General features: G+C 45.4%; 18 protein-coding genes. 4 read left to right on the top strand and 14 right to left on the bottom strand.

From position 1 onward, the window contains the following. Nucleotides 1–176 precede the first annotated feature (176 nt). From AB4Z50_RS15525 to AB4Z50_RS15510, 4 genes are all read right to left on the bottom strand, one after another. Nucleotides 177–4,025, bottom strand: a complete 3,849-nt coding sequence (locus AB4Z50_RS15525; protein ID WP_441880383.1) for a glycoside hydrolase family 2 TIM barrel-domain containing protein — start codon at nucleotides 4,023–4,025, stop codon at nucleotides 177–179. Between the two features lie 399 nt (nucleotides 4,026–4,424). Continuing rightward, on the bottom strand, nucleotides 4,425–5,240 hold the full coding sequence (locus tag AB4Z50_RS15520; RefSeq protein ID WP_441880381.1) for a carbohydrate ABC transporter permease: 816 nt from the start codon (nucleotides 5,238–5,240) through the stop codon (nucleotides 4,425–4,427). 12 nt (nucleotides 5,241–5,252) lie between these two features. After that, nucleotides 5,253–6,143: a carbohydrate ABC transporter permease gene (locus tag AB4Z50_RS15515; RefSeq protein WP_441880379.1), complete on the bottom strand. Its 891-nt coding sequence runs from the start codon at nucleotides 6,141–6,143 to the stop codon at nucleotides 5,253–5,255. Between the two features lie 67 nt (nucleotides 6,144–6,210). Then, the gene (locus tag AB4Z50_RS15510) at nucleotides 6,211–7,509 is read right to left on the bottom strand and encodes an ABC transporter substrate-binding protein (RefSeq protein WP_441880377.1); all 1,299 of its coding nucleotides are present in this window, start codon (nucleotides 7,507–7,509) and stop codon (nucleotides 6,211–6,213) included. 331 nt (nucleotides 7,510–7,840) lie between these two features. Between AB4Z50_RS15510 and AB4Z50_RS15505 the strand changes: the two genes are divergently transcribed. Then, nucleotides 7,841–9,556 (top strand): histidine kinase, encoded by a 1,716-nt coding sequence (locus AB4Z50_RS15505; protein ID WP_441880604.1) that lies wholly within the window; start codon nucleotides 7,841–7,843, stop codon nucleotides 9,554–9,556. Continuing rightward, entirely contained in the window at nucleotides 9,543–10,331 is a 789-nt protein-coding gene (locus tag AB4Z50_RS15500) for a response regulator transcription factor (protein ID WP_441880375.1), read from the top strand. The genes AB4Z50_RS15505 and AB4Z50_RS15500 overlap by 14 nt, the downstream gene beginning before the upstream one ends. Here AB4Z50_RS15500 and AB4Z50_RS15495 read toward each other — a convergent pair. The 7 genes from AB4Z50_RS15495 to AB4Z50_RS15465 all read right to left on the bottom strand — a co-directional run bounded on the left by AB4Z50_RS15495 (nucleotide 10,328) and on the right by AB4Z50_RS15465 (nucleotide 17,490). Further along, nucleotides 10,328–11,008 carry a FadR/GntR family transcriptional regulator gene (locus AB4Z50_RS15495; RefSeq protein WP_441880373.1) on the bottom strand — a complete coding sequence of 227 codons (681 nt, stop codon included), beginning with the start codon at nucleotides 11,006–11,008 and terminating at the stop codon, nucleotides 10,328–10,330. The genes AB4Z50_RS15500 and AB4Z50_RS15495 overlap by 4 nt on opposite strands. A gap of 93 nt (nucleotides 11,009–11,101) precedes the next feature. After that, entirely contained in the window at nucleotides 11,102–12,010 is a 909-nt protein-coding gene (locus AB4Z50_RS15490) for a dihydrodipicolinate synthase family protein (protein WP_441880371.1), read from the bottom strand. 48 nt (nucleotides 12,011–12,058) lie between these two features. After that, the gene (locus AB4Z50_RS15485; protein ID WP_441880369.1) at nucleotides 12,059–12,841 is read right to left on the bottom strand and encodes an SDR family NAD(P)-dependent oxidoreductase; all 783 of its coding nucleotides are present in this window, start codon (nucleotides 12,839–12,841) and stop codon (nucleotides 12,059–12,061) included. 12 nt (nucleotides 12,842–12,853) lie between these two features. Next, the gene (locus AB4Z50_RS15480) at nucleotides 12,854–13,498 is read right to left on the bottom strand and encodes a bifunctional 4-hydroxy-2-oxoglutarate aldolase/2-dehydro-3-deoxy-phosphogluconate aldolase (protein WP_441880367.1); all 645 of its coding nucleotides are present in this window, start codon (nucleotides 13,496–13,498) and stop codon (nucleotides 12,854–12,856) included. Nucleotides 13,499–13,650: 152 nt separating this feature from the next. After that, complete coding sequence (locus AB4Z50_RS15475; protein WP_441880365.1) at nucleotides 13,651–14,811, bottom strand: mandelate racemase/muconate lactonizing enzyme family protein; 1,161 nt, start codon at nucleotides 14,809–14,811, stop codon at nucleotides 13,651–13,653. 940 nt (nucleotides 14,812–15,751) lie between these two features. After that, on the bottom strand, nucleotides 15,752–16,990 hold the full coding sequence (locus tag AB4Z50_RS15470) for an anti sigma factor C-terminal domain-containing protein (protein ID WP_441880363.1): 1,239 nt from the start codon (nucleotides 16,988–16,990) through the stop codon (nucleotides 15,752–15,754). Beyond that, a complete protein-coding gene (locus AB4Z50_RS15465) occupies nucleotides 16,987–17,490 on the bottom strand; it encodes a sigma-70 family RNA polymerase sigma factor (RefSeq protein ID WP_441880361.1) in 504 nt (167 codons plus the stop codon). Before AB4Z50_RS15465 ends, AB4Z50_RS15470 begins: the two co-directional genes overlap by 4 nt. A 283-nt stretch (nucleotides 17,491–17,773) precedes the next feature. Here AB4Z50_RS15465 and AB4Z50_RS15460 point away from each other — a divergent pair, with 283 nt between their 5' ends. After that, nucleotides 17,774–18,130, top strand: coding sequence for a hypothetical protein (locus tag AB4Z50_RS15460; protein ID WP_441880359.1), 357 nt, complete (start codon nucleotides 17,774–17,776; stop codon nucleotides 18,128–18,130). A gap of 112 nt (nucleotides 18,131–18,242) precedes the next feature. Here AB4Z50_RS15460 and AB4Z50_RS15455 read toward each other — a convergent pair whose 3' ends face one another. Together AB4Z50_RS15455 and AB4Z50_RS15450 are read right to left on the bottom strand one after the other, a co-directional pair. Next, nucleotides 18,243–18,449 carry a hypothetical protein gene (locus AB4Z50_RS15455; RefSeq protein WP_076267682.1) on the bottom strand — a complete coding sequence of 69 codons (207 nt, stop codon included), beginning with the start codon at nucleotides 18,447–18,449 and terminating at the stop codon, nucleotides 18,243–18,245. Nucleotides 18,450–18,571: 122 nt separating this feature from the next. Then, a complete protein-coding gene (locus AB4Z50_RS15450) occupies nucleotides 18,572–19,390 on the bottom strand; it encodes a MerR family transcriptional regulator (RefSeq protein WP_441880357.1) in 819 nt (272 codons plus the stop codon). Nucleotides 19,391–19,545: 155 nt separating this feature from the next. Between AB4Z50_RS15450 and AB4Z50_RS15445 the strand changes: the two genes are divergently transcribed. Further along, nucleotides 19,546–21,057 carry an MFS transporter gene (locus AB4Z50_RS15445; RefSeq protein ID WP_441880356.1) on the top strand — a complete coding sequence of 504 codons (1,512 nt, stop codon included), beginning with the start codon at nucleotides 19,546–19,548 and terminating at the stop codon, nucleotides 21,055–21,057. Between the two features lie 154 nt (nucleotides 21,058–21,211). Here AB4Z50_RS15445 and AB4Z50_RS15440 read toward each other — a convergent pair whose 3' ends face one another. Continuing rightward, nucleotides 21,212–24,856 (bottom strand): S-layer homology domain-containing protein, encoded by a 3,645-nt coding sequence (locus AB4Z50_RS15440; RefSeq protein ID WP_441880354.1) that lies wholly within the window; start codon nucleotides 24,854–24,856, stop codon nucleotides 21,212–21,214. Between the last annotated feature and the right edge of the window lie 155 nt (nucleotides 24,857–25,011).

The following is a 25,011-nucleotide window of genomic DNA, read 5'->3' as shown; positions in this document are numbered from 1 at the left end:
CCTTTTCGAGTTAGTCCAATTGCCATGGCCCTTTCTCCATACAAAAAGATACAATTTGTAACACAATATTAAAGGGGCTGCTCCAAACTTGATAAGATCGTTCCCCGCTTTTAGATATCAAAGGGGAGAACGATCCTCTCAAAAAACAGACTTCCTATCTACAACATAATCCGAACTTAACCTGTAATAAGTCGTGCGATTTCTGCAAGATCTTCAACATCGATTTTGCCGTCCTTATTAACATCCGCTTTCTCGTTCCAATTTGGATCAGTCGAGACTTTACCGTAATTCGCCGCTACGATAGACAAGTCGCCGATGCTAACTTTGCCATCTCCGTTCAAGTCGCCATGTGTAACGACTATACCCGCTTCTACTTTAACCTCTAAGGAATCCGTCTCTGCGGCATACTCTGTCCCTTCGGCGTCAGCGAACGTAAACGATTTGACCCCAATCTTGCCGCTCTTCTCCACATCCTTAGCGACGAATTGAAGTTCAATTACGGTTGCATCGCCTTGAATGCCATGCTGAGCCCCTTCAGCAGCCGCCAAAATACGTACCTGTCCCGGAACGTCGCTGACTGTTTTCACAATGTTTAAGCCAGAGAGAAGCGATTCAGCCTTCACAAACTCGAACGCGTCGGCGTCGAATTCAATAACGATGTCTTGCGCGTAAGTTGCTTTCTCTATGTTCTCCATGCCAAGCCCTATCTTAAATGATTGACCTTTTTCCACTTTTTCCGGTCCGTTCAGCACTGCTCTTTCACCCTCGACAACGATATCCTCCTTGTAGCTGTCGTTGTCGGTAAGTCTCATCTTAACTGTATTGCTGTAACCCGAAGGAACGGTAATATAGGTTTCATAATTGCCCCAATCCACGTCATCGTAGGCCCACTGGTTATTAATCATCATCGCGATACTTTTTGTATCATCACTAATAGGCATAAACGCATCCACGACTACATAATCGCTTTTCACAACGACTTTGATCGTATGCTCGCCGTTTGAAAGCCCTGTTTTTGTATACAGCAGTTGCTGGTAATTTTTGCTTGCCGTATTCAGGTTCAAATTTTCTTCAACCAAATCTCCGTCAAGATAGATATCGATCGTACCCAAATTTTTGTTCTTAGGTCCAATGAAGCTTATGCCCGTTCCTGTAAACTTGTATTCAGCGTATGCGCCTGCCGAATTGCTGAATGTTTCCGTTCCTCCGTAATCTCCACCATCATCATAATTTGACCATGTTCCGCTATATGTGATGGAAGTATCCCTATCGTCAACCATTTTTTTGTTGATTTCCATCCTCACGGCAGCCGTACCGTCAGATTCTGCCCTTATTCGGCTAGTAGAGTCAGATAGAATAGCGGAAGCGTAATAAATATATTCCTTCTGGCTTCTGAAATCATTTGTTCCGCGATCGCCTAAATCGTCGCTTCCGTAGAGGAAGAAGTCCTTCATATCCTGCGACCAGGACCAGGTTGGCTTGACCCTGTAAGTGTCGTCGTTCCCGCTTACTTTGTTCGCGATTCCCGTCGCTCTTCCGATATGGTCGGACGGATAAGCGGACCATAAGCCCTTCCGATCCCAGCTCAATCGATCGACTGAACTCGATACGTCATAGATAACACCAGTTTCTTTGGCCCCCGCAATCGGATTTGTAATTTTGTACCCGGTCGTCACAAGTCCCGCACCATCTATCTTGATCGAAAATGTAACGCCCATGGAGCCGTATGCTCCGGAAATCCCGATAACCGCCTCATTTCCTTGTACCGCATGGGTGATGTCCGAAAGAGTCCAATTCGGTAGAGCTACTGGAGCCAGGTTGATTCTTGGTCCGCCTACGATGACGGTTTCTTCGTTGTAAGAGCCGCTGTTTATTTGACCCGTTGTTTTGTTGAATACGATGCTGAAGTTGGAGCCGATTACAGTAATGTTTGAATCGTCTTCGGATACGGATGGAGCAGCGCCCTGAGCGGTAGAGAAGGTTTTATCCAACCCCCCGATTGGCAAATTGTATTCATCTATCAATTTCGATGACTGATTATAGACTTGAATATTCAAAATTTCGCCGACTTTCCAGTTGCGCGCCGGTATGACGAGCGTACCGTTTCCATGCGGCTCTATGTTTAGGTCGGCAATTTTGCCTGAATCCTCGCCTACACGCCAATGAAAGGCAACTTCATTCAAGTTGGTATGGTCAAACCAGTTTTTTATTGGGATATTGAGCATTTGACCGCTGCCCGGATTGTCTACAGCCGCATCCGTTATGCGTATTGGAGAGTATGCTTTTTTGGTCAGCCAGAATTCAGGCTTTTCCCTTCTCCAGCCGTCAATGATTCCCCATCCTCCGTAACCACCGCTCCAGTTTTTAACCGGCGACATAAATACTTCGTCGGGAGACGCCCATATCGCTCCTCCAAGTGCCCCCTTCTTCGTGAACATGTTTTCCCAGAATAGCTTGATGCTTTCTCCCCAGAAGTTTCTGACATTCGGATCTCGTTGCTGGGTACCCGTATTATAGTTATTTACATGGGCAAATTCGTCGTGCAATGTAGGTTGCGTGGTCGATGGCCCCAAATTGCCATTATAAGCAGGATAATGCAAGCTGCTAATATCAGTAGCCCCGTTCGCCCAGCTTACGATGGTCAGTCTTGTAGGATCTTCCGCTTTCACATATTCAAGTTCTTTTGAAAAATTGATTCCCCAACTCGTTTCATTGCCCAATGACCAAATGATAATGGACGGATGGGACTTATCCTTTTCAATCATCTCGGAAAATTGGTTCATATATTCATCCGTGTAGTTCGGATCGGATACTGAATTCGGATTCACGTCCCATTCTCCGCCCTGCCATACGACGGCGGTTTCCGATTCCACGTAAATGCCATACTTGTCGGTTGCATCAAGGAAAGCATCCGATTTTGGATAATGAGAGGTTCTGATGTGATTAATGTTGGCTTCAGCAAATTTGGCTACCGTTGCTTCATCAATTTCATCGTTTGTAGCGCGTCCCAATAATGGATGCACATCATGCGCATTGACGCCTCTCAGCTTGATCTCCTTGCCGTTTACGAATACCTGATTTCCGTTCTTAACTACTTCCCTGAATCCAATATTTTTCGTCATGGTCTGAACGGTAGATCCCTCAACCTCCAGCTCAGCCGTCAGGATATAAAGATTGGGATGCTCCGCATCCCATTTCTTAGGGGCGGCCACGGGAATTTCTACGGTACCCTCGGCATTAGAAGTTGTAAGGTCGATTGTACTAGGGCTTAGCGCAACGGCATTCCCTTGAGGATCCTTCAAGCTAAGATTGAGCTTGGCGCTGCTTGCGCCGCCAAAGTTCACCGCCCCCGTAACCTTCAGCGTCGCGTCTGTATAGGTCGCATCAAAATCCGTAGATGCATGAAGACGGGTTGCATAGTTTTGAGGCAAAGCGATAAGCTTAACATTTCGCAATATGCCCAAAACATTATGTTTGGCATATTGATTTTCATTGGAGATATCATCCGACTTGCTCGTGACGCCCACCGTAATCGTGTTCGCTTCCCCCGCCTTCACATACTTGGTAATATCCGCATCCCAGGCTGTAAAGCCGCCGGTATGTTCTCTGACAAGTTCCCCATTAACCCATACTCTCGCATAGCTGTATACCCCTTCGAATCGAAGGATGACCGTTTTGCCTTCGTAATCTGCAGGAACGTCAATCACCTTTTTGTAAGGGTATTCATGATTCAGTTCAACATCAAAGTTTTGCATATAAGCTTCGCCTGGTACCTGAATGTCATCCCACGAGGATGAATCAACCGATTTTTCCCAAAAATTAGCCGGTTTCGACATAGTGAATTTCCAGGTTCCGTTCAAACTAATGACTGGATTCTGGGTACCGGTCACCGAAGACGGAATCGGAACGATCTGCGACCTCGGCCATACTGTGTTGGCTTCTGCGGATTGAGGAGCAAGTTGCAAGATGAATGTAGAGAGCATGATAGCGATTAATGAAATACTCAATCTTTTTTTTATTTTCATGACGATTCTCCTTTGGTTATTGAATGACCTCAGAATAGCTTCATTTTGATTCTCCCCTTGATGTAAACTTCAAATGCGAGCTTTCACCTCCCTTCCGAACGAATCAAAATACCTCTCTCCATGATGAAAGGCATCCCGTAATTATTGAAATAAGTTCTTGAATATACGGTACAAAAATGGGATTTAATAGATTCATTTTTCAAAAAAGTTCGGCCTGTGATCTGTTTTGTTCTTCTATGGAACAAAACAGATCACAGGCCGATTACATATTCATCCATGATAAGCGGTTAAGCTCCCCTTAAGGGGTAACCACCACCCTGTCGGCCGTTTATAATGATTCAGCTCTTTGCAATTGAAGTCTCCACCTACCTCCAATGCGAATCAAGTATCGCTCGCTTATCAACCTTTGATACCCGATGATAATATCCCCTCGATGATGTAACGCTGCAAAGCAAAGAACAAAATAACAACCGGCATGATCGCCACGACGGAACCGGCCATTACCATTTGGAATTCAGCAGAATGCTCGCTCATAAAACTCGTAATGCCGAGCTGCAGCACCCAAAGCGATTTATCGTTCGTTACGATAAGCGGCCACACGTAATTGTTCCAGTTCCAGATAAAAACGAGAATTCCAACCGTAGTAAAAATCGGCTTCGAAGTAGGCACAATCAGTCTGAAAAATATGCCGATTAAACCAAGCCCGTCGATTCTCCCGGCTTCTTCCAGCTCTTTCGGAAAATTCATATAAAATTGACGCAGCAGGAAAATCGAAAACGGATGGGCAATCGCGATGACGATGATGCCCCAAAGATTGTTAATGAGCCCAAGCTCCCGAATAATCATGAACAACGGTATCATGAACGTCGCGAACGGAATCATCATGGAACCTAAGACGAATAAAAAAATCATATTGCGTCCCGGAAAGTACAGCCTTGCCAGTGCGTAGGCGGCCATCGCGTTAACGAGCACGGACAAGAAAACAATAGCGACAGTTACATATAAAGTATTGACCAAGTACACGTCGAAGTTAAAAGAGTTGAACAACCTCGCGAAATTATCAAAGTGGAGCTGTTGTGGAAGAATACTAGGCGGATACTGATTAAAGTCGTCAAGCGACTTGAGCGATCCTGACACCATCCATAGAGTAGGCACAAGCGAAACTATCGAAAATACAATTGCTATCAGAAGCAAGAAAGGTCGTTTAGTTCTCATATCTATCTTCTCCTATTGATTGACTGATTGATTAACCCGAAATAGTTTGACTTGCAAGATCGTGAGCAAGAAAACAAGCAGGAACAGTAGGAACGATATTGCCGAAGCGTATCCGAGTCTCAATTCGCCAAAGCCAAGATTGTAGATGTACAGCACCGTGATTTCGGTCGACCTTGCCGGTCCGCCCTTCGTCATCAGAAGGAACAGGTCAAAAAATTGGAACGCATTAATGATATTGACGATAAAAACGAAAACCATTGCATTTTTCATCTGTGGCACGGTAATCCGCCAGAACGAATGCCAGCGGTTGGCCCCGTCTATATACGCCGCCTCGTAGTAATCGACCGGTATATCAAGCAGCCCAGACAGCATAATAAGCATGTAGAAACCGACCGACGTCCAGAAAAAAACATTGATGAGACCGAACCACGAACCTTCCGTCGTCCCCAGCCAAGATACGGGGTCAAAGCCGAAGAAGCCAATAACATAATTCATCAGCCCTGACGGAGCCGATTCGAGAATGAAACGGAACAGAAGCACGCTAATAACCGTCGAGATTAGGTTCGGAAAAAAAAACACTGTACGGAAAAAGTTGCTCCATCTGCCTAGATGGCGAACGATCAGCGCGAGACAGAACGAAAAAACAAAGACGAGCGGCACGGCGATGGAAGCATAAAAAACCGAGCGCCTCAGCGAGTTCCAGAAATAATCATCTTCCGCTAGCCGAATGTAGTTGCCGAGACCGATAAACTTCTTGCCGCCAAGCAGATTCCAATCGTGCAAGCTAACAAAAAATGCATACATGGACGGTAAAAAGACGAACGCAAGCAGCAGAAGCATCGCAGGGAATAAAAATAAATAAGCCGTCCATTGCTCCTTGCCGAATCTCTTGAGTTTGTTCATGCTATCCCTCTATTCTGTGTGCAAGCGCGGCGGCATGCTGCCGCGCTTGCTTGCCCTTTTTGTAAATTTATTTGACAAGTGCTTCTTCAACTTTTTTATTTGCGTCTTTCACGATCGAATCGATATCACGGTCCATAGAGAATAACGCTTCCTGCACAGCGTCATTCGTTGCTGTCACCACTTCAGGCGGTAAAGACAGATCCTTTCGTCCAAGCGGTACAACCGAATCTACCCAATCCTTGTATAGCGGTTTTTCGTAAATGTCCTTTTTCGCTTCCAGCACCGTTGTGCGCGGTGCAAGATGAAAGCCTCCAACCGTATTGAATTGACCCATACGGTCCGTCCCCTCGAGCCAGAACCAGCTAATAACTTCCTTAGCCTCTGCCAGCTTTCCTTTGGAATTGACCATCATGTTCCAACCCCCTAACGTAGCCGTCTGTTTTCCTTGCGCGTCTACTGCGGGGTATGGCAGCAAGCCAATGTTTTTACCCGACTTTTCAATCGATGGAGTCGCCCAAATGCCGCAAAGCTGCATAGCCGTTTTGCCGCTGAGCAAATAGTTGATATCCCAGCTATCGGTTTGAAGCGTTGTATAGATGGAACCGTCAGTCGCCAAATCACGATATAATTGAAGTGCTTTGCGGGTAGCATCGCTGTCATAAGCTGACTTGGTTCCGCTTTCATCAAGAACATCGCCACCTGCCGCCCACAAGAACGGCCAGAACTCGTAATTTTGATAACCGCCGCGAACCGGGCTGATTGTTAAGCCTTTTCGTTCCGGCGTCGTCAATTTTTGGGCAGCGTCGCGAAGTTCGGCCCATGTCGTTGGCGGCTGAATATTCGCCTCAGACAATACGTCTTTATCGTAATACAATCCTATTGCATCGATGACAAATGGCACCCCGTACAGTTTTCCGTCGATGGTATTACCGGCCAAAGCCTTTTCGTTGAAATCTTTGCGTACCTCTCCTGAGATCAGGTCATCCAGCGGAGCGGCGATACCCGAGGTTACGTATTTGGTAAAGTCTGCGGCATCCATTTCGAAGAGATCCGGGCCGTCTCCGCTCGCGAACGCGGTGCTCAGCTTGGAATAGTAATCCTGTACGCCGCCCGCAACGATCGTCGTCTCTAGCTTGATCCCGCTTTGGCTCTGATTAAATTCCTCCGTCCAGCTGTTGAGAAAATCGACGGCCTCCTTCTCTCCGTATTGGTGATACCAAGCTTTGATGACGACCGGATTCCCTTTGCTTGCTCCTTTATTACCCTCTGATTCCGTAACAAGGTTGGAGTTGCTGCTGCAGCCTGCTAAGATCATTAAACTAAGAAGGAAGACAATGTTTGCTTTCACCCATTTTCTAGTTCTCATTCCTTGTTCACTCCCCTATTTTGGTCGACCCCTACAATAACCTGAAAATAGCATTTGTTACTTAATCAGGTAGGTTGTCAAGTCTATTATCATCGTAATATGGATGTATATTTCCTACAAGAGACGTAAATATTCGAAAAAATCCTTGAATTTACGCTCTTGCGTATAGGTATTGCTCGTATTTTGTTGATAGTGGTATAATGAGGGCGCTTTCACAATCCGAATGCAGAGCAGGTGATGTATCATAGCCAGGTCGTTATCATCAGGTCTGCCATGGAAACAATTGAAGCACCAACTATCGTTGGGAGGCATCGCGCTCGTAATCGTGTCCATGGTTGTCCTAACCTACGCAACCATTCAGCAATCGACCCGCACGATTCAACACAACTCCTATAAATACATTAATCTTGCGCTTGATCAAACCGGCTCAAATCTCAATCGGTTCCTTCAGCTTGCCCATGATACGACGAACAACGCCGTCGGAAATAAGCTGCTGCAGAAAGCATTAATTGATGCCAAGCGTACCGGTTCAGTCAATCCTCTTAAATTCAGCTCAATACGAGATTCGCTTAACGTAGCGTTCGTGGATACAAATGTCATCTCGTATATGGAGCTTCATTCCTTGCAGAACGAAACCGTAGCCTCCGGCATTTGTTTTCAAACCATTACTACGGATACCTTGAAACTCGGCGCGGAAGCGTTAGACGGCGCCTCGTATTGGTCAGTCACCGAAACACCGCTTTGTCAAGCCAGTACACCGTTTACGCTTAGCGGAACGCGTGAAGTGATGAACCTGCAAAGGCCTAACGAAGTATTAGGCTACCTAACCTACACGATCGATTCGAAAGATATTATAGATATATTGCAAAGCGGTAATGAATCGCAGTTGACGTCGATGATATTGGTTAGCGACAGCGGCGAAGCTATCATAAATCATTTACACGAAAAAAATCGCGAACAAATAAAAACATTGTTCGCAAGCCAGCCTACCCTTCCAGATATCCTCCGACAGCATAGCGGATACTTGGATCACGGCTACTTGTTCACGTCTTATGAAGTTCCGAATACACGTTGGCTTCTTGTCGCAATTACCCCGCAAAGTGAATTGACGCGAGGCTTGGGCAAGGTTTATTATACGAGCCTTTGGGTGGGGGCCTTGCTCATCTTGGCTACAATCGTCTTTTCGACTCTGTTTGCTTCGTTTCTTACGCGTCCTATAAGAAACATCATCAGCAAGATGAAGCTAGTTGCATTCGGTAATTTTAAAGTAAAGGTAGAGCAACAACGCTTTTTCAATCAAGAGAGCGAGCAGCTTGCCCAGAACTTTACATACATGGTTGAAAACTTTCGATATTTAGTGCAGGAGGTGTACGAGAAGCAGGACTTGGAGCGCAAAGCAACGCTGCGGGCGCTGCAGGCACAAGTCAATCCCCACTTTCTCTATAACACGCTCGACAACATTTTTTGGGGATTGGAATCGGAGGGCAAATCGAAAACCTCGCAGGTCATTTTGGATTTATCACAGATGCTACGGTATGCGCTTAATCCCAACACCTCTATGACCACGCTGGATGAGGAATTAAGCCATATTAAGCGGTATATTTCGATCATTCAATACCGATACCCCGGGCGTTTCCATACCTATTTCAACGTCCCGAAGGAGTTGCTTGACTGCACTATTCCGCGGCTGCTCATTCAGCCTCTCATCGAGAATGCAATCACTTACGGCATTGAGCCGAAGAAATCGGCAAAGGAGCTTCGCATCGATGCCCTTCTAAGCCAGGACAACGTGACGATCGTCATTTCCGATGACGGTGCGGGCATTCCGGAGGAGAAGCTGAGATCGTTGCTCAAAAAGAAGCGGATTACGCACGATCGTCAGACAGAAAAGGGGCTTGGATTGCTTAACGTACATGACCGGCTCCGGCTTCACTATGGCGAAGCGTATGGAGCAGAAATCAAAAGCGAGCTCGGTGTTGGCACAAAAATAACAATTACGTTCCCTTGCACGATTTTGAAAGGAGCCAATGCCAATGAACGTTGCTAGAGTTGTCCTCATTGACGACGAAATCAATATCCGCCAAGGCTTGCGCCGCATCATCGACCGATCGCCGTTGTTCCGGATTGTGGCCGACTTTCCCGACGGGAGCGAAGCACTGGAATGGCTGAATGCCAATAGCACGGACATCGTTCTCTCCGACATACGGATGCCGGGAATGGATGGCATTGCGGTATGCGGTGAAATAACAAGCAAGTGGCCGCACGTAAAGGTCATTCTGCTTACTGGACACGCGGAATTCGATTATGCCTATTCGGCGATCAAAGCAGGCGTTATGGATTATATTTTAAAGCCATGCGACCCCGTGATTATTATTGAAACGCTGACTCGCGCTTCGAAGGCCATCGACAATGTATCCGCAGCTGGTAGTTCCGCCGAAGTTGGTGCAGGCGGCGAAGTGCATAGTGCCAAATACGGCATCCAGTCCACGAACCCCTGGGTCATGTCGGCGGTGCAATTTGTTGAAGCCAACTACGAAAAAGAACTCACCGTCCGCGACATCGCTAGCCGCGTTCATTTGAGTTCTTCTTATTTCAGCACATTATTTAAGGAGGAAACAGGTCACAGCCTAAGTCATTTAATCCACATAGTTCGGATCGAACGAAGTAAGGGATTGCTCGCCGAACTACACTACAAAAGTTATGAGGTAGCTGAGCTAGTAGGCTACAAGACGTTTCGCCACTTTAACGAGATTTTCAAGACCATGGTCGGACAGACGCCATCCGAATACCGGCGCACACTTGGGGCTCATTCCACGATTTAACGAATCTTCACGTGTTCCTTCACCGACGTCATCATATCCACAATATGCGCCTTCATGATCTCTCTTGCCTGCTCAGCTTGACGTTCCAACATGGCTATGGCAATTAGATTATGATAACTCGCCGCCTTGCCTCTCATATTCGGAAGCTTGTTCGTCTCCCGCCTTCCGGCGGCAGACAAATCGGTGACAGCTGCCAGCATTTGGGCAAGAACCGGGTTGTCCGCACCCTCTGCAATCAATTGATGAAATCGCAGATCGGTTGTAAAGAAGTCTCCTCCTCCGATCATTTGCGCTTCCATTGTCTCGGCAAGCTCCTTTAGCTGCTTCACCTGCGAAGGAGTCGCCCGATGCGCGCAGAAGTAAGCGAGCTCGGGCTCCAACACTAATCTTGCTTCAAGCAGTTGGAGCAACGAGCTGTTCCCCATCTCGCGCAGCTTATGCCCAGCATCCCCAAGCAGCCCCGGTTCGTTGCTGACGAATATGCCTCTTCCATGTTCGATGCTAATAATTCTCTGGCTCTCAAGAATGCGAAGCGCTTCCCTCACGGCCGTCACACTAAGCGAAAATTCTTCAGCGAGCTCCTTCAGTGTAGGCAAACGAGTCCCCGGTTTCCAGACTCCCGATTCGATATGTGCTTTCATCTGCTCGAGAATCGATTCATGTGCAAGTTTCTTCAAAGTGGCACTCTTCTCCTCATTCATCTTGACTTTGTCCCCATCATACCGTACGGGCAGTGGAAAGATCAATGCATCCAAGAGTCCTTATCTATTCTAAGCCTTCCAGTAGGCTCCGAACTCATTCATAAAACTATCGATTTGTTCTAGCTCCTGTTTATCCATTCCATATGCCGGTGTTCTGCAGTAGTCGGAGGCAATTAACCCTCGTCTGTACAAAATGATTTTCTCAGCTTTAATAATTAATTCTACCCCTTGCATCCAGTAAGAAATGTACGGTAGCAATCGATGAAACAAGCTCAAAAACGCCTTATGATCCACTTGATAGAGTTGCAGCAGCTCCACATGCACCTCAGAGAACGAACATCCGGGTTGAATGCCGCTTGCCCCCCGCATAAGCACATCAGGCATTTGTACGCCGGCGTACCCGACCAAAGCACCAAGCCTTCCATTCGAGCTTTCCAGCAATTGCCCTACGTAACGGCCCGGAGGTTGCGTTTCGACTTTGATTGCCTGCAAATTATCGTGCTGCTCCTTTAGCCGAACGAACACATCAGGCGACAGCCTTACACCTGTCTGACTCGGCGCGTATTGAACGATAACCGGAATCGAGACGGCGCTAACGACTCTACGAATATGTTCCATGATTGCATGCTCCGATGGTTGGAGGAAAAATGGCGGCAGCAGCATAAGCGCATCCGCCCCCTGCTGCTCTGCTAGCTTCGCCCTGTATTCCGCAACTTCAGCGGAGTGATCTGTCACGGAGATCATGCTAGCCACAGTCGGATGCGCTGACGTTTCTGCTAGCAGAATCCGTTGCATCGTTTTTTTCTCTTCATCGGTTAGCTTATAAAATTCCGTTGCCAAGCCGAACAAAGTCAATCCAGAAATACCAGTGCCAAGCAAATGCCGCACTAAATGCTGAAAGCTGTCTTCATCTAGAAGACCGTTGTGCGTAAAGGTCGCGGCTGCGATCGGTACAATGCCCGAAATCGATTTCCCCATTGCTCATTTTCCTCCTTCAATGTGTGTGGAGCAGCCCCGCTAATGAGCTTAATCTTGCAACAGCGCCGTACGGCCGCCATCCACTACATAAGTGGTACCCGAGGCAAACGCCGCATAAGAACTGGCAAGAAACGCACAGAAAGCACCGATCTCCTCAGTCGTTCCGAGGCGCCCGACGGGATGCCGTCGTTTCGTCTCCGCCCGTTCCGCTTGCGGGTCGGGAAAGGATTGGAACCATGAATCATTGCCAGGCGTGTCAATAAATCCGGGAGCGAGGCCAACCGTCCGAACAGAAGGTCCCCACTCGATCGCAAGGCTGCGAACGAGTCCCGTGAGCGCAGTTTTGGCTACATTGTAAGGGAAGCAGCCAGCTATTGTCGAAATGGCATGATTCGACGTCATAATGATGATCACACCGTTTTTGCTTTGCTCCAGATTTGATTTGCAGCATTGGCTAATAAACCAATGGGATCTCAGATTGAGATCCATATTATGCTGCCATAAATCCGCATTGCAGTCCGTCGCATTAGCAAACACGTTAGCCCCGGCATTCGAAACGAGAATATCAATTCCTCCAAGCACCTCAGCCGTCTGCCTCACGAAATGGCGAACCGCCTCGTCGTCGGTGATGTCTACCTCCAAAAACAGGCTTGGCTTCCCCGATTCATGCTGCTCCTTTTGGAAGTGCTCCCATGCCGGGCTGCTCTTGCGTGCGCAGCCTGCGATTGTAGCCCCTGCCTTGGCTAGCATGCGTGCCGCCCCTAACCCGATACCTCCGGATACGCCCGTCATGATAGCGACTTGGCCGCTCAAATCAATGTTAAGTGTCATTTGGTAATCTCCTTATCTTCTAGCTTCTTGAATAAGCTGCGCGAACGTTCTTGCCGTATCTCTCAACTCCTCGAACCGCCCGGCTTTAATAGCATCTTTTTTCACTAAATGGCCACCAACCCCGACGGCAACGGCCCCGTTTCGTATGAACTGCGCCACATTATCCATCGTCACCCCTCCAGTCGGCATCATCGGGATATGTCCCAAAGGCCCTTGAAGCTCTTTGATATAATCGACCCCAAGCGCATTGCCAGGAAATACTTTGATCAAGTCAGCCCCCRCTTTATGGGCCATTACGATTTCGGTTGGGGTCATCACTCCCGGGATCGAGATCTTACCATATTTGTTCGTTAACCGGATAGTGTCAATATCCAAGATGGGAGAGAATATGAAATCGGAGCCGGCAAGAATAGCCTGTTTCGCTGTATCCGCGTCTAAAACAGTGCCGGCCCCCACCAATGCGCGCTCTCCTAATTTTCCCTTCAAAAGGGCAATCAAATCGAAAACGCCCGGCGTGTCTACCGTAATTTCCAAAGCGCCTACGCCGCCTTCAACCAATGCATTTGCGATATGCAGAGCATCTTGGGGCTTAGGACGGCGAATAACGGCGACAATCCCCGATTCTTTGAGCTTCTGCAATTGAACCGATTTTATCATTGCGGTACCTTCGCTTTCTACCTATTTACATCTCGCTCGGACAGGCTTCTATCCATATAACGCACAACTTCCTCATTCATTGGCGATCCTTCGTTATCTCCATGAACGCTGAACGTAATGAGGTCCATAGATTTCATAAGCCGAATTTCCGTTTAAACATAGAACCCTTGTCTTGCTTCCCGAACACCCGGATGCGCTTCCATAGCTTCTTCGACCAAATCAACGCCAAGTCCCGGACGGCGCGATAGCACAAGATGTCCTTGCCTTACTTCAATCGGATGATCGATCACTTCGTCTCTCCATGGAACATCATTGAACATAAATTCCTGCCTGAAGAAGTTCGGAACCGAAGCGCAGACATGAGCGCTCGCCAGCGTAGAGAGTGGACCGTTAGGGTTATGCGGTGCCAATTGCACATTGTAAGCTTCCGCCATCGTCGCCATTCGTTTCATCTCGGATGGGCCGCCGCATCGCGTAATGTCCGGCATTATAATATCGACCAATTGCTTCTCGAGAATCGGACGTATTCCGTATCTGGTATAGTGGCGTTCCCCTACGCAAATCGAAACCCGAGGATTTAGCCTTTCACGCACGGCCTTTAATGTTTCGGCGCTTTCGGGTCCTACAGGCTCTTCATACCACGTAATATCCAATTCCGCAAGCTTGTCTGCCATCGTGATTGCCGTTTTGAAGTTCAACATGGCATGTGTTTCGATCATCATATCCATTTCGTATCCTACCGCTTCGCGAACGGCTTTCGTGACTTCATATGCTCTCTGCTGAAGCTCTGGTGTCAAAGAAAGATTGCTGGACAAGTCCTCTCCGTATAAATAGTTGGTGTGAGCGAAAGGATCGAACTTCAGCCCTCCGAAGCCAGCTTCTTTCACTTTGAGAGCTTGTGCCGCATAATCATCCGCATTATGGCCGCCGCCCGTAAACCAGTAATTTGCATAAAGCGGAATCTCCGTGCGGAACGCTCCGCCGAGCAGTTCGTAACATGGAACGCCAAGTACTTTTCCTTTTAAATCAAGCAGCGCCATGTCAATTCCGCTAATCGCGCATAGGCTTGCTCCGTATGGTCCTACCCAGTTCAAATCGCGATACAATTTCGTCCAAATAAAATCGGTTTTCATCGGATCAAGACCGATGATTCGTTCGCCTACATGCCTAGCGGCAGCTTCGACAATCGGGCTTCCCGGCCAGTTCGTCGCTTCCCCGACCCCCGTGTGGCCTTCGTCGGTATACACTTTAATCATCGTCCAATTGTATTTGATGCCTTCAACCAACCATACTTTTACGTCCGTAATTTTCACCTTGAAAACCTCCAATTTTTTTAATGATCATATCTTTATGTTGATATGATATGATGTATTTTTCTTGGTGTCAATCCTTGTTTTTTACACAATAAAATCATCGATCCTATCGATATCCTATAATGTTCTTCTGTTAGCATTAGTGCTAAAACATGAGTTAAGAAAGCCGCATACACAAAGAGGCCATAAAGCAGTGTTTCAAACTGCCTTACAGCCTCTTCGATTTAGTTAAAGATGCAACTCTAACCATTGCTATGTTCATGGATAACAAATAAATGACAACACAAAGCCCCTAAGAAGCCGCTATCCAGTTTCTGTTCTGGACGGATAACTCCATGCTCCACTTGCTGCCGGGACAGTGCAATATTCTCAGCCCTCCCATTAGGCAGCCCTTCCTCCCAAGTCATTCAATATTCAATCCTGGCTTTTATTCACTCCTATCCATCGTGCAGATCGTGCTATAATTCCAAAAAGGGGTGATATCATTGAGTGGTTTCTTAATCGTTGTCATTATTTTTGCAGTGTTATTTGGTTTTTTCAAAAAGAAGAAGAATTGATTCAATATTCAGCGAATGTTAGTCAGAACAGCCTCATTTGCCCGTCCGCTGAACCAGCGGCCACCTCGTTTATCCAAAGGATTTCGATCTTGATTTGCCCAGCTTCAGCCAATGCTTGCCGCTCTTCTTTATGCCAATGAGACAACGTTAACAGCTGTCAACTAAGCTTATAATACATAAAGGCTCTGCCACAGGTAATTACTCCCGGCAGAGCCTTCAATCTTTTTGTTAGATTCCTATGGCTTCATATCACCCATATGTTAGTGAAAGTGAGCCGACCAGCCTAGATCGTCCTGTCTGAATAAGCCCGTAGTGATCTTCTTCACGATAATGGATGATGTTCATTGTTCTTCTTCTTGCTTGCTTTTTTTACATCTTCTACACTACTCGCGCGATTGCCAGTTCCATAGCTGTACTTCACCAACCCTTATATCTCTGACCCACGGCTCCTCACGCAGCTTTAGCAGCTCTTTGACCGGACCGGTAATAACAGCTCCATACAGCCTTACACCATTTTTTTCCACATAATCGATTGTGTGATCTAACTGTAGAAAAGGAGCTACTTTGGTTGAAATACCTTTATTTTTCTGTAGCATGTATAAGGTTTTCTTGAAGTAACCATTCCTCTTTTCCCCGTCTCCATAGGATTCGAGTGATGGATAAGATCCTCCACTGGACACCACTTTTCCGAACCACCCTGTCTTTTCTTCTGAGTAAAAGTCCACCGTCATATCATCAGATTGCCAGATCGGAAAATATGGAAAACCCACTGGATTTGTAATCGCTCCGCCGCTATCAACTTGCTTCGGATCAAGACCGGTATCCACCGCGAACCAGACTGGATCCATGTTCTTATGCTCGAATTGCTTTAATAGCTCATCTGTCGAGAATAACCGGTCCAATGATAGATAAGCTTCTGCCACAGTTCCCTCTGGGAGCTTCTCGAGCTTTATCCACTCATTATGGTTAAAGCGCTCTTCTTCCCGGCGGTTAGTCTCCTGCTGTTCGCTTTGATTTGCTGGTTTATAATCGGGATGATAGAAAATACTATTGCCCCCTATAATGTTTCCCTGCCAAGTAATCTGCGGAGCCGAGGCTAGATTCAACAGAAACCGCATCGAAAAATCTGCTACACCAATTTCTTCGTCACCAACTCTCTTATTCAGCTTCCCTGTAAAATCCATTGTAAAAAAAGCATTGCCTGTTCCATTCATATTGACCTTCAGATTGGGATGGGAAACAGCGACCGCTGACTCCACAACATCCCGGTAAGCCTTCATCCGGTCCGGCGTGCCGCTCCCGTAAAATACACCAGTAATAATCATACTAATCACAGTCAGCACTAGTAGGACTGATAGTACCGTAAAGACATTCATCACCCGAGCCTTCCATTTGCCACGTCGGATAATAACGGCTTCTTTTAATGGAGGTATGCGATTACGCGTCGTCTGTCTATCCTCCCCCTCACGGGAATGCTTCTGGTCTGACTGTGTGACAACTTCCTCCAAATAAGCTTGATAAACCTCCATCTTCTCCATTTCACGCTCTACTTCCTCACGCTCTTCATCAGTGAGCTTGCCTTCAGCATAATCCTGTAACTTCCGTTTGAAATCCTCACTCATTCTGATCCCTCCCCCTTTCTACCCTGTCCCCGTAATGCTTGCCGTGCTCGAAACAGCAAAATCTTCACATGTGATAATCGGATATCCATAATGTCTGCAGCCTCCTGATACGTAAGCTGGTTAAAATCAATGAGCAGCATCGCCTGCTGCTGATTTTCCGGCAATCCGGATACAGACCGCCCGATTTCGTTCCAACGCTCCTGACGCAACAGTTCATCCTCCGGGGTATGGTGATCTGCAAGACGCTGAAAATAATCAGGGGTCTGCAGTGTTGTGCGGCTCTCCTTGCGCTTGTAATCCACATAAGCATTATAGGCAACCCGGAATAACCATGGCTTGATCTTCTCGTCTTGACAATTTTCCAAATAAAGATATGCCCGGTAAAAGGTCTCCTGCATCAAATCTTCTGCCGTATGATGGTCGTAGCAGAGGGAGCGCAAGTAGCGATAGACATCCTGCACATAAAGCTGGTAAATATCATCCAGATGGTTTCCCTTCATTTTCTCCCCCCTGCCCTAATCACGAATCAGACGAACTAAAGTTACAGTTTACAGTCAAAAAAACGGAAGTCGTCCAGAAGAATATATTTGTGCAATCATCAAATGTTAAGAAATTGTCCTGATTGATTCCGTTGTTGCACTCCGTTTTCCCCATGAATACCTCCAATCAAGAGCTAGGATAGACATAATTTAGAAATTGCATTAATGTTGAGTATGTTACTAGAGGAGCTATTAGAGACAGGACCAAATATATCAATTCAGAAGCGAGGAAGGGACGGTAACTATGGAAAATATATCTGAAGCTGATAAGTTCGAATCATTAAAATCTTTGCAATCTACAATCAATAAACTCGAGAACGCCTTATCCCAGATGACTCAAAGCGGCGCAAATACTACATTAGTAAAGAAACGACTTAATGCTGTTTACATTGGCTTAGCTATTTTAGAGAATGTTTGGAATCAAAAACCTCATCTATACACACAAAAAGATTTAGTAGAAGCTCGCGATGTTCTTTTGGGTTTAACCCCTTCCGTTGAGAATAGTTACATGAAGTCGAAGCCTGGTAGTCCACAAAAAACGCTCTTAGAAAGAAGACTTAAGGCGTTGAGACTAGTTGTTCAAGCGATTGACGAGCTATAGTCCAAATACTATGGAATCAAACGACTATTCAAACTTTAATGAATCTGGATATAAAAAAGCCATCTTAGCCCTGTTAACATTGCTAAAATGGCTTATTATTTGCATTCTAATTTCATTCCTCAGATATAAAGCGTTTGGGATAAACCGGAACAATTTTATAAATTTCTTGCCTCGGCAACCAATCCGTACTTTGTGCATTAATCACTTTTACATAATCTGTGAATTCAGGATCTTTAACATCAAGAAGAACACCCTCATAGGTAACTGTTGAGTCTAACTCTACAACGACTACATGTCCAATAAAATCATCGATCCGCATTAAGCCGCCCTCCTTATTTTAAGCAGTTCGACAAGATCAAATACTATCCTTCAAAGATTGTTGCTTATTTTTCTACTATATATCATCCCGAAGTCATTAGGCGCATAATTCGCAAGCATGTTCTAATCAGTAACCTCAACGGAGACCCGAACAACATAACTATCCGAATCCATCTCTGAGAAGTAGTTGAGCAAATCCATTACGTACACATTCCCGCATACTTTCAACCCTTTGCGCTCAATGTATTTTTTAATAATGGAGCAAGCCTCTGAAATACTCTCGTAAGAGCCTTGATGGTCCATAACAACATAAAAACCCTTGGGCTTGATAAGCATTCTGTCTCCCAAAATCGGCGCTTTAATCCTATTTCCTACATGGCTCCAAGAAAAGGTGCTGGATTCATAACTTGCTTTGCTTATAAGTGCCCAGATTGGAAATTCGTGATTGATAAAAAGTTTTTCACAATAATTGCGATGTTCACTTAACTTAACAGCAAATTCCTCTTCGTCCCCTTGTTCGAGCGGCGTCGCAATTAAATACTCCATTTCACATTCTTCTATAGAAGGATTGTCCCGCAACGTCTCCATCGATGTCTCCGTCATTTGAATGGCATTTTGCAAAATATTTTGCATCCGTTTAATTCGAAGCAGCTCTGCTTCCAATTCATGATGCTTTTGATTAAACAGCTCAATGAGATTGGAAGCGTTACGGTTCTGAATAAAACCTTTGATTTCCTGAAGAGAGCTCCCAGCCTTCTTAAGCACATTAATAATATCCAAAATATAGGATTGGCGATGAGAATAATAGCGATATCCATTTACATGAATAAATTCAGGCTTTAAGAGCCCGATCTCGTCATAGTGAAGAAGGGTATGCTTTGTAACCCCGCTTATGCTGGCCAGTTTGCTGATCGTGAGGTAGCGACCGTTAATATCCGACATTGTGTATTCCTCCGAGTCTGAAAATCCCATAAACCGATACATGGACTACCGCTAAATTTTACCTAATGAAATTGGCTTTGACAATAGGGTAACCCTGTAGTTTAGAGTTAATTCAGAAGGTTGTTAGATTAGTTTGACGTGGAGGGGAAAGAAAGATGTATCGTTTCAATCGTTGGATCGTTCTGGCAGTTGTCTCAAGCGCTCTTTTGCTCATAGTTATGGATGCGACGATTCTTTATACAGCTATGCCAAGCTTAACTTACGATCTGGGTGCTTCGGCATCGGAAAAATTATGGATTCTGAACGGTTATTCGCTTGTTATGGCAGGTCTGCTCCCGGCGATGGGTGCTCTGGGAGATCGTTACGGCCATAAAAAAATATTCGCCCTTGGATTGCTCGTTTTTACGGCAACTTCTCTCTTAGCGGCTTTTGCTCCAACTCCGTCTGTGTTGGTCGTAGGACGGGTACTCCTTGCTGTTGGGGCATCCATGATGATGCCTGCTACATTATCCATCATTAGAGTCACATTTACCGACCCGCGTGAGCTCGGACTTGCGATCGGCATTTGGGGTTCCATTGCTTCTGGAGGGGCAGGAATTGGTCCCCTTGTAGGCGGACTGCTTATGGAGCATTTTTGGTGGGGTGCCGCCTTTTTGATCAATGTTCCAATCGCGATCTTAGCGTTTGTTTTGACGCTGGTATATGTTCCGAAGCATGAAGGCAATAAGAATACGAAGTGGGATCTTACCGGCTCCATTCAGATCATGATTTCCATGGTGGCGATTGTTTTTGCTATTAAAGAATTTGCAAAGCGCGAAGGGTCTCCCATGCTTGCTGCTATTGCCGCCGTTATCGGGATCGTGGCAATGATTATTTTTATTCGTCGTCAGCTCAAAAGCCCAAACCCGATGCTCGACCTGTCACTCTTTAAAATATCTCCCTTTATGACAGGCTGTATTACAGCTTTAGTCGGTCTATTTGGACAGCTCGGAGTTCAGTATATTGTGACTCAGCGACTTCAACTAGTGGTAGAAATGAGTCCGCTGCAAGCGGGTCTGATCACGCTAAGCGTACCGGCGACGGCTCTTATTGCAGGTCCGCTGATCGGTAAGATATTGCATCGCTATAATGTGATATATATCAAAGGCCTCGCACTTCTGACTGCCGCTTTGGGAACGATGATTTATGTCTTTCAATTTAATTCCGGCCTTGCTGGACAAATGATTGGACTAGCACTCCTCGGAGCAGGCTTGGGAGCAGGAATGACGGCAGCTTCTCACTCGATCATGAGTTATGCACCACCTGAAAAAGCGGGGATGGCGGCTTCAATTGAGGAAGTGGCCTATGAAGTCGGCGGGGCGTCCGGGATTGCAATCATCGGAAGCATTTCTGGTCTAGTGTATACGCTCGCTATGAATATCCCCGAGGGACTTCAGGTTCCTGCCAATGTAAAAGACAGCCTGGACGAAGCGCTGTTGGTTGCCGATGGGTTGCCTGTTCAGGCATCCGAAGCGTTGAAAGCGGCTGGGCGCTTAGCTTTTGATCAATCTTTTTTCGTCATACTGCTGGGGTTATCCGTATTTTTTGCAATAACCTCTTTAGTTATATTATGGATAGGAAGTAGATCAAAACAAAGCAGTTCAGAACAACGTTCAGAACAATCATAAAAGTACAGAATTAAGAAGTTTGAAGAGATTATAATGCGGAGCAATCAAGATACATTACATTCCTACAAGCAAAAACCCCGACCTCTTAAGGTCGGGGTTTCACATGCTGATGGCGAGCCTTGGTTATACAACACTACAATTATTTTAACTTTACTTATTGTTCAAGTAATTTATCCAACAAGCGAATAATCATCGCAACTGACTCGGCACGGGAAGCAGATTCATTTGGTTTGAACAATCCGTTGCCTTTACCGCTTACGATACCTGCATTAGCAAAAGCATTAATTGGTTCAGAAGCCCAGTTCGTGACTACATCCGAGAACGGATTGGTTGTGCTAGGAACATAGTTCGTCAATCGAGCAAGCATTGCAACGATTTCAGCACGGGAAATTTTTTGATTAGGATGGAAAGAACCATCACTATAACCTGTAATTATCCCATTAGCCTGCAATGCTGCAATCGCTTCTGAGGCCCAATGCCCCTTGGTGTCAGAGAAAGAAGCACCGTTTGAACTCGTTAAACCAAAAGCTTTTGCAAGCATCGTGGCGAACTCAGCGCGAGTTACATTTTCATTGGGATGGTAAGAACCATCACTATAGCCTTTTACAATCCCCATCTTAGCAGCACGCTCCACTGCTAAAGCACTCCACGAAGATGCTGGGACGTCCGTAAATTTTAAAGCAGGAGCAGATTTCTGTGTTGGTGTTGGTGTTGGTGTTGGTGTTGGTGTTGGTGTTGGTGTTGGTGTTGGTGTTGGTGTTGGTGTTGGTGTTGGTGTTGGTGTTGGTGTTGGTGTTGGTGTTGGTGTTGGTGTTGGCGTTGGTGTTGGAGTCGGCTCAACTCCCGTTGTTTTCACGACAGTAAACTCATCGATCTTATTCCCCGCACTTGTACGTGCTTCCACATGAATCCCGTCCTCAGTAATTTCAATAGCGGAATATACTGGCACGTCCTCATCAAAGATATGTTTCAAATAATTATATTGCGTACCATCATAAAATTTCCAGCCCGATGCACCACCATCAAGATAAACGGTACCTTCATTTGTATCCTTATTGGGCTTACCATCTTGCATTGGATAGGTACGCGCATACACATGATCATGACCTACTAGAACCAAATCAACTTTTTTCTCTTCTAAAATAGGTGCAAAATACGTTTGTGTATACTCAACAAGAGTTTCTCGACCATTTTCTGTATGGTAAGCAGGACGATGGAACATCACGATAGTCCATTTTTTATCATTTTTATTTAAATCTTCTTCGAGCCAAGCTGCTTGATCTATCATTTGTTCCTCTGTACCCTCTGAGTTCAATACGACAAAATGAGTATCATCAACCTCATAAGAGTAAGCATATTGAAGCTGAGATTCTGGTCCGTTCGTTGGGAAATTCGCCCCTTTCGTGAATACTTCTTTCCCTTCACTCTTCACATCATGATTACCCAATGTTAGAGCAGTTGGAATTTTTGTTGCGTAGACTGCAGATGCTTGCCAGAATTTCTGCCATTCTTCAAATGCGCCGCCTACATCAACCATATCTCCACCATGCATAATAAACTGTGTTGATGGATGTTGTTTCAAAGCGTTAGTCATTAGTTCTTGATAGGCTTGTATGCCTTGTGATTGATTCGTATGAGAATCTGTAATAAACAAAAATGAGGTCGGTGTTGATTTATTCTGATCAACTGTCGAATATTCATACCACGCCGACCAATTGCCCTCATAACCTACACGATATTTATAGGCGGTATCTGCTTTCAAACCTTCAATCAGAGCATTATGAAACCGGATTTCACCCTTCGTTCCATTTTCCTTCATACTAAGCACTTGAAGCTCACTCTCAGCTTGATGTTGTTTTACACGTTTGATATCAGGACTTTCTCCTGTTCCCCATTCATTAGCTTCAATGTATTCAAGATAAGTAACGGTTTGGTCTGGCTTTGTTTGCCAAGCAGCGCTCAGCTCAGAAGACATATCTTCTGCCACATAGGTTTGAACATATTGAGGTGTATCTGTACCATATTGCTCCACGACTTCATAATTGACAACCTTGCTGTTTTTATCACCATTGACCGCTTGAACCTGATAGGTTCCAAGTGCCAATGTAGTTAGGTCTGTCGTTAATTGTCCTTTAGCATCTGTTTTACCAAGGCTGCTGTTCAATAACTGACTGCTAACATCCGATTCAGAAATATAACCTGTTGTTTGGCCATCTGCGAAAATAATTTCGAATAAGCCATCTTCAGCTTTTGCAGAAGCATAGTAACGTTCACCAGCTTTTGCAACCATTAATACCTCAGAAGACGTATCGTCATCCTCATATACATTAGACGTTACGGTGTTAACGGTAACTACTGAGCTTTGCTTTAATAATCCAATGAAAACAATGTCCGCACCTTCATACGGCTTGCCCACATGGTCTAATACTGTAAATGTAGAAGGTGTGCCTAAACCAACTCCCGTCATTTCCAGCTGATATGGAAATGCGATGGTATAGTGAATAGGAGCAGCGAGTGGTGAGCTAGTCTGAACTTCGCCAGCTGAAAGATTTGTATTGCTCATGGTTATGGTCTTGTAAGCTTCACCACGCTCCAGCGCGGCATGAGAGCTCACTCTAAAATTAACCGTAACGGAATTATGGGCTGCTGCTACGTTATTAAGTGCTACTTTAACCATCCCGTGCTCATTATCAATTTCTGAGGTTAGGGCAACTCCAGTCGCCTGAGTAATGCTTTCAACTTGAAGGATACCTTTATCATAATTTAAAGCAAATTCCGCACGATCTGCATTCAAATAATCTTTGATACCTACCTGCACAGAGTAGATTTCGTTGCTTATTGCTTCTTTGTTAGCAGCCATGAACAATCGTTCTCCTGCATTCACTGTGAAGGTGAATGTTTTCCCTGCCGGGTTACCTACCTTATCCTTCACTTCAATCACAAGCTCATGATAACCGCCATCCACATATTTTCCTGGATAGGTTAATACCTTTGTATTTTCAGAATAGTCCACTTTATCCGTTATATTCGTACCATCCAAAAGAACAGATAATGTATTCAAATCCAAGCCTGATCCGTTATCGTCCAGTTCAACCTTCAATGTATCAAGCGGAGCGTTTAATACTTCATTTGGGACAGGGGCTATAGGTTTAATGGTTGGAACTTCTTTATCCTCATCAAGTTCCTTATAGATAAAGGTAATATCGTCTACCCAAATCGAGCCTTTATTTTTCTTGCTCATATTCGATTGTTTCAATTGGAAAAACAATTCAAGGACGATCGGACCTGGTTTTCCCTGCGGCACATCCGCCTCAATATATTTCCATCCAGACCAGTCTACACCCATTTGATTTTCATCATAAAATTCTGCCTGGAATGAAGATCCGCCTTTATCTCTAAATTTTGTCGTTAGCAAATGTCCTTCATTGTTCCCATAAACCCACATCCCTACTTTAGTAGGGTAGCCTGTTACTGGAATATTTCCTGTTTTATACCCGACTTCAATTTGAGAAGGGTTATCTACGATGCCAATCATATCGTAATCAATTCTAGCTGAATATTGTCCATTTCTTACATGCTTTTTGTTGTTCTCCAAGTGCAGCGTAGCATCATACATGCGTTTAGGATTAAATTTCACATCTGAGATTCCATCTTCAAAATCTTCAACGATAACATTTGGCGATGCTTCATCTACTGCAAAGACATGGTTTTTTTGACCAAAACCGCTATGTAGTCCCCCTCCTAGCAGCGTTATAATGGATGCAATTACTATTGTCTTGCGTAATACTTTTGCTCTCATTACGTTTCCTTCTCCCTTAATAAAATGGTTAGTCAATGAGAACTATAACAGTGCATTGTAAAATTAAACCTCCTTAACTATTAAGAAATTTTATTTTTATTCACAAAAATTGTAATTAAGCGTCCTTTCGAGTTTAGCTGTGATGGGAAAAAAGC

The organism is Paenibacillus sp. 2TAB26 (genome assembly GCF_052115145.1).
Taxonomy (GTDB): Bacteria; Bacillota; Bacilli; order Paenibacillales; family Paenibacillaceae; genus Pristimantibacillus.
The sequence above is the reverse complement of the archived record's forward strand: the minus strand, read 5'-3'. Positions and strand labels throughout refer to the sequence as shown.

Excerpts from the sequence above, each read along its gene's own strand:
- AB4Z50_RS15525 (WP_441880383.1), bottom strand. The coding sequence starts at position 4,025 with ATGAAAATAAAAAAAAGATTGAGTATTTCATTAATCGCTATCATGCTC.
- AB4Z50_RS15520 (WP_441880381.1), bottom strand. The coding sequence starts at position 5,240 with ATGAGAACTAAACGACCTTTCTTGCTTCTGATAGCAATTGTATTTTCG.
- AB4Z50_RS15515 (WP_441880379.1), bottom strand. The coding sequence starts at position 6,143 with ATGAACAAACTCAAGAGATTCGGCAAGGAGCAATGGACGGCTTATTTA.
- AB4Z50_RS15510 (WP_441880377.1), bottom strand. The coding sequence starts at position 7,509 with ATGAGAACTAGAAAATGGGTGAAAGCAAACATTGTCTTCCTTCTTAGT.
- AB4Z50_RS15505 (WP_441880604.1), top strand. The coding sequence starts at position 7,841 with ATGGTTGTCCTAACCTACGCAACCATTCAGCAATCGACCCGCACGATT.
- AB4Z50_RS15500 (WP_441880375.1), top strand. The coding sequence starts at position 9,543 with ATGAACGTTGCTAGAGTTGTCCTCATTGACGACGAAATCAATATCCGC.
- AB4Z50_RS15490 (WP_441880371.1), bottom strand. The coding sequence starts at position 12,010 with ATGGGGAAATCGATTTCGGGCATTGTACCGATCGCAGCCGCGACCTTT.
- AB4Z50_RS15485 (WP_441880369.1), bottom strand. The coding sequence starts at position 12,841 with ATGACACTTAACATTGATTTGAGCGGCCAAGTCGCTATCATGACGGGC.
- AB4Z50_RS15470 (WP_441880363.1), bottom strand. The coding sequence starts at position 16,990 with ATGAGTGAGGATTTCAAACGGAAGTTACAGGATTATGCTGAAGGCAAG.
- AB4Z50_RS15465 (WP_441880361.1), bottom strand. The coding sequence starts at position 17,490 with ATGAAGGGAAACCATCTGGATGATATTTACCAGCTTTATGTGCAGGAT.
- AB4Z50_RS15460 (WP_441880359.1), top strand. The coding sequence starts at position 17,774 with ATGGAAAATATATCTGAAGCTGATAAGTTCGAATCATTAAAATCTTTG.
- AB4Z50_RS15455 (WP_076267682.1), bottom strand. The coding sequence starts at position 18,449 with ATGCGGATCGATGATTTTATTGGACATGTAGTCGTTGTAGAGTTAGAC.
- AB4Z50_RS15450 (WP_441880357.1), bottom strand. The coding sequence starts at position 19,390 with ATGTCGGATATTAACGGTCGCTACCTCACGATCAGCAAACTGGCCAGC.
- AB4Z50_RS15445 (WP_441880356.1), top strand. The coding sequence starts at position 19,546 with ATGTATCGTTTCAATCGTTGGATCGTTCTGGCAGTTGTCTCAAGCGCT.
- AB4Z50_RS15440 (WP_441880354.1), bottom strand. The coding sequence starts at position 24,856 with ATGAGAGCAAAAGTATTACGCAAGACAATAGTAATTGCATCCATTATA.